Source organism: Endozoicomonas sp. (assembly GCF_051008435.1).
Classification (GTDB): Bacteria; Pseudomonadota; Gammaproteobacteria; order Pseudomonadales; family Endozoicomonadaceae; genus Endozoicomonas_A.
Genome location: NZ_JBPCXO010000058.1, coordinates 15,011 through 30,760, shown reverse-complemented (window position 1 = coordinate 30,760; position 15,750 = coordinate 15,011). Strand labels below are relative to the sequence as shown.

Here is a 15,750-nt window from a genome sequence, read left to right as displayed (position 1 = left end):
TTCAGTAGAACGTGTCGAATTATTCGATGGATTCGTGAGAATAGTTGACCTATTTAATCGAATTCATCGAATAATTGGGCCGTTCTTTCTGGAATTCAGGCCGAAATAGTCTTAAGTCCGACAGGCTCCTAGACAGGTTGCTCTTCTATAGTTCGCACATGACGATAGCAGCTCACTGCTGCACCTGCCACCCCCAGGAATATACCGGAAGCTAATAATGAGAAGAACATTGCAAAGCCAGGGCCTTCAGGTGTAAAGCTACTGCCATAAAGGGAAGCAAGCTCAAGCACTCCAGACATCAAACCGGCCAGCACTCCCAGAATAATCAGTAATGCCAGCAAGGCACCACCCAGTCCATACCACATTCCCATATAAAGGAATGGCAGTGTGACAAAACCATCGGTCCCACCGACCAGCTTGATCACTTTTATCTCAGCCCTGCGACTCTCAACACTGAGACGTACAGTATTACCTATCGTCAATAGCACGATAATCCCAAGAAGCCCTGATAGTATGACGGTAAAGCGCTCCAGCAATTGCGTCATTGACTGAAGTCGTTCAATCCATTCCTGATCCAGCCTGGCTTCCAGAACCCCTTGTTTGACCTGATATTTTTTCATCAGTTCATTAAGCTGTTCGGCATTCAGCCCCAGTTTGGGAGTCAACTCGAGAACCCCTGGCAATGGGTTAAAGCCCAGTGCATCAATAACCCCTTTCATCTGAGCCCGTTCCTGGAAGTCACCCAGACCTTGATCCGGACTGATATAAAGAAACTGCTCAATATCTGGATCATCTCTGGCTTCAACCCTAAGACGATTAATCTGGTCTCGGCCCAGTTTGTTTTCCAGATAAAGAGAGATTCTCGGCTGACCTTCCCAGCCATGCCCCAATGTCTGGAGATTATTGGCCAGTAAAACAAGAATCGCAGGTAGCGCAAAAGCCACCGCAATCATCAGGCAATTCAGGAAAGAAGCAAAAGGTGTTTTAAAAATCCGGCGCAATGAATCACCGGCTACCTGCCGGTGCAGACTTTTCAGATAGGCCATAGAAAAGCCGGTTGCCCCTCTTCTCGCTGCCCCTCTCTCAACCTCGGCTTCTTTAGGAACAGCTGCCTCGGGTTGTTTTTTTCGACTACCGTCCTTGTTTCTGACACTTTTTCTTGGAAACACGTTAACGCACCTCCTGATCGTTAACCAGGTACCCCTGGTCCAGAGTCAGAATACGATGACGCATACGGGCCACCAGCGCCAGGTCGTGACTGGCCACCAGAACCGTTACACCGACCTGGTTAAAATTTTCAAACAGCTGCATGATTTCAGCCGACAGATTGGGATCGAGATTACCGGTAGGCTCATCAGCCAGAATCAGGGGAGGCCGATTAACAACCGCTCGAGCTAAACCTACGCGTTGTTGCTGACCACCTGAAAGATGATTCGGATTCATTTTTTCTTTATCCAGAAGCCCCACCATATCGAGGGCAGCCCGAACCCGACCTGCACACTCATGGCGAGTGTACCCAGCAATAATCAACGGCAAAGCAACGTTATCAAAAACGGATCGATCAAAGAGCAGCTGGTGATCCTGGAAAACCAGGCCTATGTTTCTGCGAAAATAAGGAATCTGACCACGCCCCAGTTTACTGGTATCGTGCCCTCCTACCCAGATACTGCCGGAGGTAGGCTGTTCCATCAGCATAATAAGTTTCAGCAGAGTACTCTTACCCGCACCAGAATGGCCGGTAAGAAAAGCTATTTCACCCCGATGCAGATGAAAGCTGGTCTGTTCCAGCCCCACATGCCCACCGGGATAACGCTTGGTGACATGGTCAAAGCGTATCATTCAGGCCTTCCCTGCTACTTTATTCGTTTCGCTCATGATTATTGTATTCAAGTCGGACAGAGATCAAAGAGAACTCTGTCCGATTTTCAGAAACTTGACTGCCAGTAAGGTGGAAAACCTCCCACCCCGCAAGCATATTATCAGGCAGGATTAACTCACGGCTCAACCGGATCGAACAGAGCTTCTACAAACTCATCGGCAGAGAAGGGTCTCAAGTCGTCTATTTGCTCGCCAACTCCGAGGAAACGAATCGGCAACTGCATCTGTTTGGACAGAGCAAAAACCACTCCCCCCTTTGCAGTACCATCCAGTTTGGTAAGCGCCATCCCCGTCAGGTTAACCGACTCGTGGAAAACCTTGGCCTGATTGAGAGCATTTTGGCCTGTACCAGCGTCCAGCACCAACAACACTTCATGAGGTGCCGAGTCATCCAGCTTACCCAGAACCCGCTTAACCTTGCGAAGCTCTTCCATCAGATTGTCTTTGTTATGCAAACGACCTGCTGTGTCTGCAATCAAAACATCGACCCCACGGGCTTTAGCCGCTTCGAAGGCATCATAAAGAACGGAAGCACTGTCAGCACCCGTATGTTGCGCAATGACCGGAATGTCGTTTCTTTCACCCCAGACCTGCAACTGCTCCACCGCAGCAGCACGGAAAGTGTCACCCGCAGCCAGCATAACTTTACGACCTTCGGCCTGAAGCTTGCGTGCTATTTTACCAATCGTTGTCGTCTTGCCTACGCCGTTAACACCCACAACGAGAATAACGTAAGGGGTTTTCTGCTCATCAATAAGCAGTGGTTTATCAGCAGGCTCAAGAATTTCCTTGAGTTCGGCCTTCAGGGCAGAAATCAATGCATCGGCATCGTTCAGCTCCCTGTATTTCACTTTCTTCGTGAGCTTCTCAATAATTTCCGTTGTAGCTTCAACACCTACATCAGATACCAGAAGCTGTGTTTCCAGCTCTTCCAGAAGCTCTTCGTCAATTTCTTTTTTACCAACGAAGATTTCTGCAACGCCATCAACAAAAGCATTGCGGGTTTTGCCAAGCCCGCGCTTCATGCGAGCGAAAAAGCCCTTCTTCTCTTCCTGAGGCTGAACGGCTTCTGCTATAGCAGGTGGAGTATCAACCGTTTCAGCGACTGGAGCCTCTACGGTTTCTTCCGTCTTTTCTTCTGCGATTTCAGCCTGTACTTCCACAGGCTCAGGCTCAGATTCAGCAGCTTCAAAAGTCTGCTCCTGAGGCGCGTCCCTGGTCACTTCCTCAGGCTGGAGCTCTTGCACAGGCTCTGCCTGAACAGGTTCAACAGAAACGACCTCTTCTGTTGTTTCTAAAACCGTCTCTACGACTTCAGCCTGGGCAACTGCTTCCTGGGGAACTGCTGCCGGCTCGGTTTTCGGACTCTCCTCTACAACCTGGGCTGGCTCGCTTTTTTTCTCTTCTTTGCGTCCCCAGGGCCAAAAACGTCTCTTAGCCGTTTTCTCATCACTCTTGCGAGAACCGAACATAAACTACTTCATCAGAATGGATTAAAAGGGTCACCGTATTAAAGCAGGTGGGTCTATTGAACTGTGTATCCTATCTTACAGCTTTTAACGAATGAAGCTTTTTACAATGAAAATACCATCAAACAGACTTTCAAGAGCTTATTCCTTACTACTCTCATGACATTGGCTGCATCTATTAAAAGTGGCTATGTTGATTTCATCAGAGTGTATGACAAGCTGCATCACGGTCGTTGCATCGGTTGGAAGCTGTAAAACCAAACTTGGCAGCCAATTCAGAGGATTATTTTGACTTGATAAGGCTAGTCCAGCTTTCAGCATTGCTTAGCATCACCCGTTACCAGGCGCTTTCCTTTAGTTTGAAGGTCCAATCCCACCGCACTTTATGATTAAGAGCTATAGTGAACTCCTGCACGTATTCGTCTGCAGCTGACTCTGGCTGTTATCTGCAGACACTGAAAACCTATTACTATTATTCGAGTCAAAACCATGGAGCAGGATCAGCCCATATCCAGTCGACATATCTTTTACTGGAGTCTGGCAGCCATTTTCGGTGTCCTCATGCTGAGTTTCTTCGGACACCATATTCCTGAGCACCAGCAGCAAAGTCGCTGCTACTTTAACAGTGAATGCCATGCTCCCAGGCACGCATCCCTGAAAGTTCGACCTATGAACCACGGGAACTTCATTAACCTGGAAGTTGAACTGTCCGATAACCTTTCCCAGAAGCTCTCACCCAGTCTTGCCTGCAAGCGCCCCAGCGAAACAGCCAGTGCAAGCGATCTTTTGGAAGTACTGGTATCTCCTCAGAAACCTGTGGTTATCTCTTTCGGTAACTGATGTACAATCGTCCCCTTTATTTACCGTGAAAAATCTTTTATCGCTCAAAAGTGATGGAAGATTTTTCTGTCGCTCATGGCTGTTTTAATGCCATTAACGGGAGTGATCAATGGCGCGAAGAGCAGCCGTCAAGCAACGCCCTAATAAAGGTGGCGGACAATTAAGAATCATTGGCGGTCAATGGCGCAGTCGTAAACTGCCCGTAGCAGACCTGCCTGGCTTGCGCCCTACTTCAGACCGTGTAAGAGAAACTCTGTTTAACTGGTTGGCACCACACGTTCCAGGAGCCCGTGTTCTCGATTGCTTCAGTGGTACTGGCGCCCTATCTCTTGAGTCACTTTCCCGTGGGGCCAAAGAAGCCACTCTGCTTGAAGCCGCTGCAGAGGCTTCTTCACTGCTTGGAAAGAACCTGGCAACCCTGCAGGCAGAAAATGCCAGAGTCATTCGCACCGACAGTCTGAAATGGCTACAACAGTCTGCTGACAAGGCATTCGACCTGATTTTCCTGGACCCTCCTTTTCGGCAGGGATTACTGGAAGAAACATGTCGTCTGCTCAATGACAATGGATACATTCACAGCAACACCCTGATTTACATCGAGGTAGAAAAAGAGCTGTCACCTCTGCCCACCCCTTCCCACTGGTCAGTCATTAAAACAAAGACTGCAGGCCAGCTGAGTTATTACCTGTTAAGTGTTGAGTAGCTAAGCGATAAACATTATGAGTGAAGTAGAATCTCCCTGTATCCGTCAGTGTGCACTTAATGAAGATCAGGTTTGTACCGGCTGTTTTCGTAGCCGTAGAGAAATAGCCCAATGGAGTCGGGCCAGTCAGGAAGAGCAGAAGGCCATTGTGTTGAATGCCACGAAACGCTCAGAGACTCAAACCTCCTGATTCTGATAAAAGCGGCTCATGCCGCTTATTATTTTATTCTTAAGAGCCCTGTCACTCTGACTTTTCAGCGCTTCCGGGTACCAGGAAATTCATCATTCATTCTCTCGAAAACCGACGCAATAAAATCAGACTCCTCTTGATACCACTGGAGCAGGAGCAAATAGCCCGTCGTTGAATTGAGCAATTCATCATAGAGATCCAAAAGGCCAGACAGAAATGGCTGAGGAAGATCTTCATACCAACTATCGTCTATTGCTATAGCTTCAATCTCTTCACCCTCACTATCGATCAAATCGTTGTATAGAAAGGCGATCAAATGGTAAAGATGAGAATGAGGATCCAGCAGGTTACTCTCATAAACTTCTTGAGCCAGATAGTTCACCAGACTTATTGCAATACCCTTTAAAATAAACAGCCTCAATAATGATTTCTTTATACAGCCTGAACAGACAGAAACTAAAGACTGATTTCTGTCTGGCGGTTCAAAAGCACCATTACCCAGAACCACTGGCGGCCTGACCACAACTGCCGACTTGAATTCAGGTAAAAGTAGAGAAGGGAAGGACAAATGCTCTTCATACTGAGTCACTCCGATCTGGAAATTTGACTCTAAAACCGGGTCAATCCATAACGCTGAAAAAATGAAAGCACTTACTGGTCCCAAATCATCACACCCGCGACTCGATATACGCTAAAAATAGCTGAACGAACGACACAAATCCTATCATTCAAAAACAACATAACCCACGCGGTAGTGGACTTAACCTATCGTTCTAGGTAACCTTCTCGCCGCTGAGATTATTCAAACAGCCTCTTTTCAGACGAGAACTCTAAGGAGTGGTCACATGAAACAACCCGTCCGTATCGCAATCACAGGTGCAGCAGGTAACATCAGTTACTCCCTTCTGTTCAAAATTGCTGCCGGTGAAATGCTGGGCGCGGATCAACCCGTTATTCTGCAACTGGTTGAGATTCCTCAGGCTATGGACAAGCTGCGTGGCGTGGCCATGGAACTCGAAGATTGCGCATTCCCACTGGTACACGGTATCAGCTTGCACGACAACCCATTCGACGGTTTCCGTGGCATTCACTACGCCATGCTGGTAGGCGCCCGTCCTCGTAGCAAGGGCATGGAACGTGCAGATTTGTTGGAAGCTAACGCTGTTATTTTTGCCGAGCAAGGTAAAGCACTGAACGAAGTGGCTAACCGCGACGTTAAAGCTCTGGTTGTCGGCAACCCGGCTAATACCAACTGTCTGATCCTGTCCCGTAATGCTCCGGACCTGGATCCTTCCCAGTTCTGCGCCATGACCCGCCTGGATCATAACCGAGCCAAAGGCATCCTGGGCAACAAGCTGGGCGTTAACCCATCCGACCTTGACGGTGTTTGCGTTTGGGGTAACCACTCTCCAACCATGTACCCGGATGTGCATCACGCTGTTGTTCTGGGTGAAGAGTCCGCGATTAGCAAAATAGACGAAAAGTGGTACAAGGAAGATTACACTCCTCGTATCCAAAAACGTGGTGCTGAAATCATTGAATGGCGCGGTCTGTCTTCCGCTGCTTCAGCCGCACAGGCTGCTCTGGATCACGTACATGACTGGGCACTGGGCAGCAATGGCGAAGTGGTCAGCATGGGCATCATCTCTGACGGCAGCTACGGCGTATCCAAAGGCATTTACTACTCCTTCCCATGTGTCTGCGAATTCGGCAGCTACCAGATCGTTCAAGGTCTGGAGATCAACGAATACGGTCAGAGCATGATGAAGAAGACCGAAGAAGAACTGCTGAGCGAGAAAGCTGCTGTAAATCATCTGCTACCAGCAGAAACTGCAGAGTCTCGCGAAAACCTTAGAAAGTCTGACCGTACCGGCCAGACAGCTTATGACAACGGCCTGGACAAGGCTGACGTTTACTACAAGGCCGATCGCATCTGCTAATCAGCCTTACCCACAGGAGCTGATCCCCTCAGCTCCTGTTTCTCTTCTTACTGCAAAACCCCAGCTCGTTTACTAGTCTTAGAAGCTTTAATCACCCTCTGGCGATTACAGGATGCTTCCGTGTACACGACTACTGTTGCTATTCACTGTGTCTTTTTTGCTCGGCTTGCATGCTTCATCGACTTTGGGGAATCAACAAGATAAACCGGATAAAGAACCAGACGAGGATACGCCTCAGCTGGAAGTCTCTGATGAAGAGCCTGATGAAGAGCCTGATGAAGAACCTGAAACAACATTTTGCCTGGACACACTGGCAACCCGTTATTCAGAAGAGAAAGAATTTATCAGGAGCTTAACCCGTTTTTTAAAAGGAACGGATCAGGATTGTATTGAAGTGGTCTCAGATCAGAATCAACAATCTGATAGAAAGTTCAACATTTATGTTATTCCGGAAACAACAGTCCTACCCCTTCCTCAGAACCAAAGGCGGATAATTCATGGCAGGTTGCTGGACTGCCTGTTAGGCAACCGCTCTTGCCTGAACATTAACAAACAAGCCATGGGTTATTGGTATCAGGACGGCTTTTCTGGAGGACTGTTTATCCCTGCAACGCCAGAGCAAAATAATCAATCACAACAAGCTCTCATGCATATGTTACTGGGCGTATTCAGAAACCTTCTCCGCCTGTTTCTGATGCTGCCAGAACCGAACCAGGAAGACTGTGAAGACGCTACAGGACAGCAGGAGAGACCCATCTTTCGATCGTACAGGCATGAACTCAGAAGAAGAGCCGAAAGAAGAAGCCGGAGGGAGCGGGCCAGCAACCCCTATCAACGTGACAAACTAAATCGTGACCGCAGCAGAAGCCCTATTCGTAAACCACCAAAACCCGATAACTGATAAAGTCGTAAAGTCCGCAGCACTGATGCCTCCTGATAGCCGAAGTCATTAGGCTTTTAGAATAGGTCGATAACCGTCAATGGAAGCAGAACCTGATTTCAGGCTCTGCTCCCGAAAATCAGTTCACCTGGAATTCAGGACTGATTCCTACAAACGGCTTGATCTTGCCGGTAAAGATGGTCTTTTTATCTCCCTTGTGGACAATCCTGTAGGTGCCTGCAGGAGTCCCTTCAGGAATAAACCATTTAATTCGAGCCTGGCTGGTTCCCCAAAAACCGTCTATCCGTTTCCAGATATAATGGGTTTCCCAGTCATTATCCGTTGCAACAACCTGCCACTGACTTCCGGCTTTGCGCTGTATTTCAACAAACGTATCCATAGTTCTCAGGTTGTTTCTCGGGTGTCCAGTCCAGAACCGCACCTTAACCTTTTCTCCGACTTTATAAGACGCATAAACTTCCGAAGCGTCCACCAGCTCTCCAAAAGACTTTCCAACAGGTGTCTGGTCATGCACTACACCGGTTGTAAAGTTTGCCTGAAATCCACTCAGATCCCGTGGCTCAGGCCCGGATGCGACAGAAGAGCCAGCCTTCATAGCAGCAGCCATGTCGTTAAATGTCTGTCGATATGCCGGTAACGTCCAGGGGCCAAAGTGAGTAGAGCCTCCCTCATAATGCTGAGTGGCGTACTCTTCTGGTGTTGTTACATACCCTGAATATGCATTGGATAGTCCGGCAATGGTTGAATACTGAATATCAGGCATCACACTTGCCACTTCCTGCCTGATTCTCCGTCCTGACATGACGGTAAATTCTCCAGGCACAGCAAGAATCGCGAACTGTCCAATACGTAATATTGAGGCTGGAAGGACTTCAGGAGTCCAGGGAACAGGGACTGCTTTACCGGTCGCCAAAAGAACAGGTTTTGGCTTGTGGCATTCTCTATCAGCCTCAGAGGGAAAAAACAGTACCGTAGAAAGAATGCTTGAGATGATGGTTGATTGAAGCTGCCCCTCATACCAGGTATCTCCAGCTGGCCTGCCGTCTTCAGTACCTGCTGCAAAGGAATAGCCTAATGCTGCAACGCAGGTGTTGCGACTTTGACCATCCGCGAAATAACGACCATCAACACTTTGACTACTGTAATCTCTGAAAGCATGACGAAAATCGATAACGCCTGATAGCAGTTCACCGGTTCCGGAGAAAATATCCCAGGCCTTATCAAACTGGCGTTCGCCAATAATACGGGTATTTTCAAATTCATTTTCTGTCGGCCCTTTACCATTGAGCCAGAGATTAGACGTCATATCCCCATTATTGGATTGAGCAAAAGCTGCAACGAAATCATCATGACCAGCAGATGCCATCTTCCTCTCAAACAAATACTGGGCGTATCCTTTGTTATCCGAAGAGAGCAGGGTATTTTCCATGGTCATGGAGACCGGATGAACAGCAAACCAGCTGATCATTCCAACAGGTTGATCTCCTCGCATAAATCTCAGCACTTTCATGTCTGGATCAATACTGGAGCCATAGCTTTCTCGTTCCTGGATCGGGTTATTGTTGTAAGCAATCAAACTACGGTTCATGCTGGCATTATTGAGCTGGCCACTGGCATATAAAATACGCCCTGGGGCCAGGTCCTCATGAGCCAGCTCAACAGCCTTGAGAATACCCTCAACCATCGTGTCGTAGTTCTGCTCAATAAAACCACCGATGGTGAAGTTATAGAGTGTGTAGTGAGATTGCCCACCTACAGCAGCATGGGTATGAGTAGCAGAAAGCACTATATTCTCCGCTGAGTATACCCCTGAATACCGACTTTCAAGCGCTTCAACAACCTTCTGGTTGACGGCCTGAAAAACCATCCCGGCATCGACATTAACAAAGACCACTCGCTTGCCATTGGGCTGGCCAATAATAAAGGCTCGGGCAAACTGCCGGGTATGTATCCCTGAGCTTTTTTGCCCTGTATCGGCGTAACCCATCATCCCTATTTCTGCGGCAGTACCCGTTACATCCCACTTGCCGATACCGATCAGATAATTATCCGTCGTTGCCCGACTGCCAGTAGCAAAAAACATCAGAGAAAAAGTCAGGAGCAAAAGACCACTCAACTTAGCTAGTAACGATGTCGCTATATTGTTGTGCATCATGGTGTGTCCATTCTTATTATTTTTAGATTCTTACTATTCATTTCTATTTAGATAATGGTTTAGAAAAGCCCACTTCTTATCGACTGCCCAGATCGCTCCAGTGACCTGCTTGCCAATGCCCTCCATCAACAGCAAAGTTGACATGCACAGTCGTATTGATGCTGTTTTTCAGCTGTTTTGCTTCAGCGGCATTGAGAGGTGTATCAAAGGTAGAACCTGAAAACTCAGTACTGCAGATGTTTGCTCCCTGATGAGCCAGGCCACTGTTTGAAGACATACGCCATTGCCCGGAGGACAACCGACAGGCATAAGGCAGAGTCTGATCCCAGGCCAGTTTCATATGTCTGCTTCCTGAGGTCTTGAAAACAGCGATGCGCCCCTCTGCAAAAGCACTGGCTGTATCTTCTGGCCCTATGGCCCAGAGCTGCTTATTCAGTCTTCCAGAGCTGTTATCAAGATCACTCTCTTCCAGCATATCCAGACCAAAAGCATTCACGCCGTTTTCAATACCGGTTCTGGCTTCATCAGCAGAGACCACATCATGACAAAAATGGTTATGACACTCCTGAGAGCGCAGGAAACGATCTGAATCGGTATAGTCACGGTTTACATCAATGGAAGCGACACCGATATTATTCTCAAAGCCGCTCCCCAGCATAACGCCAGGAGCTGTGCCACAGCCTGTAGACCCTCCACTTTTGTAGAAGAACACCCGCTTACCACTCTGCCTGATCTTCTCGAAATTCAGACCCATAGGGACAGTCTGACAGCTACTGATGGTGTAGACTGATTCACCCATCCACTCAACATCTCTCTGTAGCTGTTCATAGCCTTTGTTGTCACCCTTGATATCATCCTGCAGAAAGAAGAAAACAACATCATTGTCGTCTGCACCTTTGAGCCAGCTATCAACTTCCGCCAGCATTCTTCTCAGAGTGGTTTCTTTTTGACCACAATCGGTTGAATGGCACACCTTCAGGTAATTCTTGCCTGCCCTGACATCCAGCTCAAAGAATCGGGTACCCAGCTGCAGCTGTTCGATCATGGCTCTGCGATGATTAGGTCCGGGGATCAGCTGTCCACTGAAGTAAGCAGTACTGTTAAACGCATTGTGCGAAGAAAGGATTGTCGTCTGACGGATAGGAGCTCTGAAACCCAACGCTTCATTAATATCCAACGCCTTCTCAGCAGCGCTGGGGGCACGAGCTGTCACCCTGAAAGAATCGATATTATCCTCCAGCCAGCTCCCCGGCCTTTTCTCCAGGTTGGAAGTACTGCGGGTTAATGTTTTGTATTCTTTCCCTATATGGAAGTCTGGGTATTCAAACACTTCTACATTGGATAGGCCGGATACAATCAGGGAGGATGCCTTATTCCTGCCCAGGGAGAAGTGATTCAAATCGTTCGCTGACTGCCCTTCCTGAAGACAGAAAGGCGTTCCACGAAAGCCCGGATGCTCAAAGAGACAGGCAAAATTCCTGCTACTTCGGTTCCTGACCTTGAACGAGCTGATGGCATCTCCAAGATCATCCATTTTGTAGGTATTCGCCATAACGACCGTTTTCTTACCGCCATAGCTACCATGCTCATAAATAGTTACATAAGCATCGCCGTATAGTTTAATGGAAGAAATTTTGTCGTTCGGCTGCGAACCTATCCAGCTTACATCGCCATTACCGTAACACCACTCACTGCCCTGATATTCCGGATGTTCGTAAAAGCAGACTTTGTTTTCCTGAGCGCTTACTGTCTGACTGCCAAGAGCTATTAGCAGCAGTAAGCCTCTGAGAGGTTTTATCTTCATGCTTCGGTGCCAATCATTATTGTTATTATTAAGTACTAACGTACCAATTTAGAATTAAATGAACCAGTCGTCATTTAAGTTCTTCTGACATTAAAACAGAAATAGATGTATTTTTGTTTACTTTTTATCCGATATAATCGAATCCGTTTTTTACCGAGTGCTCTCTGCCTGAAATGAATTCATCTGCGCCGTTTCAAACCAGCTTCTTGCTTTCAGGTCCTCACCGTCAGACTCTCTGGTCTCCTTTGCTTCGACAAAACGAAACGCCTGAAAGACACAGAGAACGATTAACACTTGAAGACGGAGACTTTCTGGATCTGGACTGGTGCGGAAACAACGAACAATCCCCTTTGGTTGTCCTTTTACATGGGCTGACGGGGAGCTCAAATTCGAAATACATCCTGGGTTTACAGCAAAAACTGTTTGAGCAGGACTGGCAAAGTGTGGCGGTGAATTTTCGCAGCTGCAGCGGTGAACCCAACCATCTGGCACGCAGCTATCATTCCGGCGACAGTGCCGAACTGGACAGCATTCTGGTAGAAATGAATCGTCGTTTCCCAGGTCGCCCTATGGCGGCCATAGGATATTCTCTCGGCGGAAATGTACTGTTGAAATATCTGGGTGAACAAGCAAGAAACTGTCCACTAGCTTGCGCCGTAGCTGTTTCAGTCCCCTTCAGGCTGGACATCTGCGCAGCAAAAATGAATAGAGGCCTTTCACGTATTTATCGGGATAATTTCCTCAAAGACCTTTACCAGCAGGCTTACGACAAAATAAAACTGTTTCAGTCTCAAGGCTGGCATGAGGAAGCTCAAAAACTGGCATCCCTGATCCAGGGATCACGGGTAAAGACCTTCGAAGAGTTTGACCACAAGGTCACAGCCCCTTTGCATGGCTTTAAAAGTGGCCTGGATTATTATCAACGATCCAGCAGTCGGTATTACTTGAAAGATATTGCTGTACCGACCTTGGTCATCCACTCTGAGGACGACCCTTTCATGACTCCTCAAGCTCTGCCACTCAAGGAAGAATTATCTCAGGATATCTGTTTTGAGCTAACTCCCGCTGGTGGGCACGTGGGCTTTATTCAGGGTTCTATCCTGTGCCCCCAATATTGGCTTGAGGAGCGAATTCCCACTTTTCTGAACAGCTATTTCTCGTCATAAATTCTGGATTTTCAGGAACATAAAGTCATTTTTTCAGGATACTCATAGGCACATAGTATTCTGCTTCCAGCTCTGCGAACGGCTCTTTGGCCACTTCACAAACAAAGGGCCGATCCATAAGCAGAATCTGATAGAAAGCTCTTCGGTATAGCTTTTTTGGCAACACTTCATCGTCTTCCAGAAAAGCAGCGGTTACCAACTCCTGCCAGCTACTGAGTACCATAAAGTTGTTCAGCGCCAGTGCTTCAACTTCCTGCTCTGGTACATCCATAAAACCTGACGACACAAGTCCTGCAATAATCATTTCCAGTGTTTCCAGAGAGAGCTTTGCAAACTTCTGATAGGCTGACCGAAGTTCGCTGCTCCGGCTCATAACGCCATGAACATCCCGATAGATGAAGCGAAATTCCCACATACCGGCCAGGGCCACTTCCAGAAACATTCGCTTATCCTGAAAGTTCAGTGGTCGGTCTTCAGGGATAGCAATTCTGACGGCAATGTTATCAATCAGTCGTTGAAAAAGTGCGAGGATAATCTCGTCTTTATTCCTAAAGTGGTAATAGAGGTTTCCGGGAGAAATACCCAGGTCTGCGGCAATATGATTGGTGGTTACCGTCCTTTCACCCTGGTTGTTAAAAAGCTCCAAAGCCCTGTCTAAAATGCGATCCCGAGTTTTAACCGCCATAAATACCCTTGAAATCCTGCCAACAAGTCGATAAATTCCAATTTAGAGTAAATACTCTAAACCAAGTTTAAGTACCTGACCAGTTGCTTTGCAATATTTGGGCGAGTGAATTTTTTCAACCTTCAAGACGCAACGGCGGGCGCGTAGCCTTAGCTACGTAACCAGAGTTGTAACGCAGAAGGCTGGAAAAAGCCGCCGACCTAAATATGCGTAAGCAATTGGTTAGGTACTTAGTCAGGCATAAAGTCAGAAACTGCAATGTTGGTCCATTTTTTATCCGAGACTCTCATTCGTTTCTTCACCACCTTCTGGAGTCTGAGCGAAGATCAATAGCTCAGTCAGGCTCCCGGGCAAAGAATAAAAAAACAGATTTGCGAAGGAGACCTGCATCATGAGCGTTACTGAAATTGACCAGACTACAGAGACTGGTTCACCGGATCAAATGACCGCCAGCGATATTTCTTCCAGTCTGATCGCAGGAATGAAAACGTCACTAGATGCCCAGAGAGGAGCCTTTCAGAAGCAGCCCAGCCCTTCTCTTCAGCAGCGAAGAGAATGGTTAAAAACCTTGAAAGAGGGCTTGAAGAAACACCAGAAATCTCTGGTTGATGCCATGAACAGAGATTTTGAAGGCCGGGCTGAAACAGACTCATTGCTGGCCGAGTTTATGCCATCGTTCACATCCATAGATTACTGCAGCAAGAATCTGGCCAAATGGATGAAGCCCAGTAAACGACATGTATCAATCACTCTGCAACCGGCTTCAGCGAAGGTTATTTATCAACCTTTGGGAGTAGTGGGTATTGTTGTTCCCTGGAACTACCCTCTCTTTTTGGCGGTAGGACCTCTGGCAACGGCTCTGGCTGCGGGTAACCGGGCGATCATCAAAATGTCTGAGTTCACACCTGCCACCTCGAAGCTGTTCGCCGAAGTGATTGCGGATATCTTCCCGGCGGACCTGGTCACGGTCGTCAATGGTGAAGCGGAAGTCGGAGCTGCTTTCACAGCACTGCCCTTCGACCATATTCTCTTTACTGGCTCTACCCAAGTTGGAAAGCACGTCATGTCTGCGGCTGCCAGGAACCTGACGCCAGTCACTCTGGAGCTCGGCGGTAAATCCCCTGTTATTATTGATGACGACTTTCCGATACAGGAAATAGCTGAACGTGTCTGCTACGGCAAATCATTGAATGCCGGACAAACCTGCGTTGCACCTGACTACATACTGGTCAAGAAAGAACGTAAAGAAGCGTTTGTAGAAGCCTATCTCAAGGCCTTCAGCAGCATGCACCCGTCAGTGAATAACAGTAAGAACTACACCGCTATTATCAACGAGAGACAGCATCAGCGATTACTCAGTCACCTTGAAGATGCCAGAAGCAAAGGCGCTGAAATCCGGGTTGGCAACAATGAGGAAATAACAGATGGTTCTCGTCGCTTACCTCCTCACCTGATTCTCAATGCCACTGAAGACATGAGTGTCATGCAGGAAGAAATTTTTGGTCCTTTACTGCCCATTATTGAGGTAGGCAGCATTGATGAAGCGATTCAATTCGTCAATGACCGCCCACGTCCTCTGGCGCTGTATTACTTTGGTGAAAACAAACAGACACAGGATAAAGTCCTGACACATACTCACTCCGGAGGCGTCTGCCTGAACGAAACCCTTTTCCATGTCGCCATTGATGATATGCCTTTTGGAGGCGTTGGGCCTTCAGGTATGGGGCATTACCATGGACACGAAGGTTTTCAGACACTGTCCAAAGCAAAATCTGTCTTCTCCAAAGGTCGCTTTAACAGTGCCCGATTTATATTCCCTCCCTACAATACCTGGCTGAAGAAGAACATGATCAAATTCCTCTCAGGCTCCTGACCCCTGATTCGAGCCGTCATTTGATGGCCCGAACGCCTTCCCTGACCTTTTACAGACGTTGCAAAAACAACTATTTATCATCTAAATGCCCTGTTTTAAGTCAGGTTGTTTGTCACCCTTGATTGATTTCGATAACATTCGGCCTT

14 protein-coding genes are annotated in these 15,750 nt (G+C 47.7%); 7 read left to right on the top strand and 7 right to left on the bottom strand.

What is annotated here, in order from left to right:
* Positions 1 to 128: 128 nt before the first annotated feature.
* The 3 genes from ftsX to ftsY form a co-directional block, all read right to left on the bottom strand.
* On the bottom strand, positions 129 to 1,169 hold the full coding sequence (gene ftsX / locus ACR2PX_RS02725; RefSeq protein WP_433997821.1) for a permease-like cell division protein FtsX: 1,041 nt from the start codon (positions 1,167 to 1,169) through the stop codon (positions 129 to 131).
* Between the two features lies 1 nt (position 1,170).
* Entirely contained in the window at positions 1,171 to 1,839 is a 669-nt protein-coding gene (ftsE, locus tag ACR2PX_RS02720) for a cell division ATP-binding protein FtsE (protein ID WP_433997820.1), read from the bottom strand.
* 155 nt (positions 1,840 to 1,994) lie between these two features.
* Entirely contained in the window at positions 1,995 to 3,350 is a 1,356-nt protein-coding gene (ftsY, locus tag ACR2PX_RS02715) for a signal recognition particle-docking protein FtsY (protein WP_433997819.1), read from the bottom strand.
* Between the two features lie 486 nt (positions 3,351 to 3,836).
* On the opposite strand from ftsY, the gene ACR2PX_RS02710 reads away from it, so the two are divergent.
* The 3 genes from ACR2PX_RS02710 to ACR2PX_RS02700 all read left to right on the top strand — a co-directional run bounded on the left by ACR2PX_RS02710 (position 3,837) and on the right by ACR2PX_RS02700 (position 5,080).
* The gene (locus ACR2PX_RS02710; protein WP_433997818.1) at positions 3,837 to 4,187 is read left to right on the top strand and encodes a hypothetical protein; all 351 of its coding nucleotides are present in this window, start codon (positions 3,837 to 3,839) and stop codon (positions 4,185 to 4,187) included.
* A gap of 109 nt (positions 4,188 to 4,296) precedes the next feature.
* Positions 4,297 to 4,890 carry a 16S rRNA (guanine(966)-N(2))-methyltransferase RsmD gene (gene rsmD, locus ACR2PX_RS02705; protein WP_433997817.1) on the top strand — a complete coding sequence of 198 codons (594 nt, stop codon included), beginning with the start codon at positions 4,297 to 4,299 and terminating at the stop codon, positions 4,888 to 4,890.
* Positions 4,891 to 4,906: 16 nt separating this feature from the next.
* Positions 4,907 to 5,080: a DUF1289 domain-containing protein gene (locus ACR2PX_RS02700; protein ID WP_433997816.1), complete on the top strand. Its 174-nt coding sequence runs from the start codon at positions 4,907 to 4,909 to the stop codon at positions 5,078 to 5,080.
* Positions 5,081 to 5,144: 64 nt separating this feature from the next.
* Here the strand turns inward: ACR2PX_RS02700 and ACR2PX_RS02695 are convergent, their stop codons facing one another.
* The gene (locus ACR2PX_RS02695; protein WP_433997815.1) at positions 5,145 to 5,744 is read right to left on the bottom strand and encodes a hypothetical protein; all 600 of its coding nucleotides are present in this window, start codon (positions 5,742 to 5,744) and stop codon (positions 5,145 to 5,147) included.
* A 181-nt stretch (positions 5,745 to 5,925) separates the two neighbouring features.
* Here ACR2PX_RS02695 and ACR2PX_RS02690 point away from each other — a divergent pair, with 181 nt between their 5' ends.
* Positions 5,926 to 7,020 carry a malate dehydrogenase gene (locus ACR2PX_RS02690; protein WP_433997814.1) on the top strand — a complete coding sequence of 365 codons (1,095 nt, stop codon included), beginning with the start codon at positions 5,926 to 5,928 and terminating at the stop codon, positions 7,018 to 7,020.
* A 112-nt stretch (positions 7,021 to 7,132) separates the two neighbouring features.
* Positions 7,133 to 7,921 (top strand): hypothetical protein, encoded by a 789-nt coding sequence (locus ACR2PX_RS02685; RefSeq protein WP_433997813.1) that lies wholly within the window; start codon positions 7,133 to 7,135, stop codon positions 7,919 to 7,921.
* Between the two features lie 118 nt (positions 7,922 to 8,039).
* Here ACR2PX_RS02685 and ACR2PX_RS02680 read toward each other — a convergent pair whose 3' ends face one another.
* Together ACR2PX_RS02680 and ACR2PX_RS02675 are read right to left on the bottom strand one after the other, a co-directional pair.
* A complete protein-coding gene (locus ACR2PX_RS02680) occupies positions 8,040 to 10,076 on the bottom strand; it encodes a neutral/alkaline ceramidase (protein ID WP_433997812.1) in 2,037 nt (678 codons plus the stop codon).
* A gap of 76 nt (positions 10,077 to 10,152) precedes the next feature.
* Entirely contained in the window at positions 10,153 to 11,880 is a 1,728-nt protein-coding gene (locus ACR2PX_RS02675) for a phosphatidylinositol-specific phospholipase C domain-containing protein (protein WP_433997811.1), read from the bottom strand.
* Between the two features lie 173 nt (positions 11,881 to 12,053).
* Between ACR2PX_RS02675 and ACR2PX_RS02670 the strand changes: the two genes are divergently transcribed.
* The gene (locus ACR2PX_RS02670; protein WP_433997810.1) at positions 12,054 to 13,046 is read left to right on the top strand and encodes a hydrolase; all 993 of its coding nucleotides are present in this window, start codon (positions 12,054 to 12,056) and stop codon (positions 13,044 to 13,046) included.
* Positions 13,047 to 13,071: 25 nt separating this feature from the next.
* Here ACR2PX_RS02670 and ACR2PX_RS02665 read toward each other — a convergent pair whose 3' ends face one another.
* Complete coding sequence (locus ACR2PX_RS02665; RefSeq protein WP_433997809.1) at positions 13,072 to 13,731, bottom strand: TetR/AcrR family transcriptional regulator; 660 nt, start codon at positions 13,729 to 13,731, stop codon at positions 13,072 to 13,074.
* 391 nt (positions 13,732 to 14,122) lie between these two features.
* Between ACR2PX_RS02665 and ACR2PX_RS02660 the strand changes: the two genes are divergently transcribed.
* Positions 14,123 to 15,604, top strand: coding sequence for a coniferyl aldehyde dehydrogenase (locus tag ACR2PX_RS02660; protein ID WP_433997808.1), 1,482 nt, complete (start codon positions 14,123 to 14,125; stop codon positions 15,602 to 15,604).
* Positions 15,605 to 15,750: the final 146 nt, after the last annotated feature.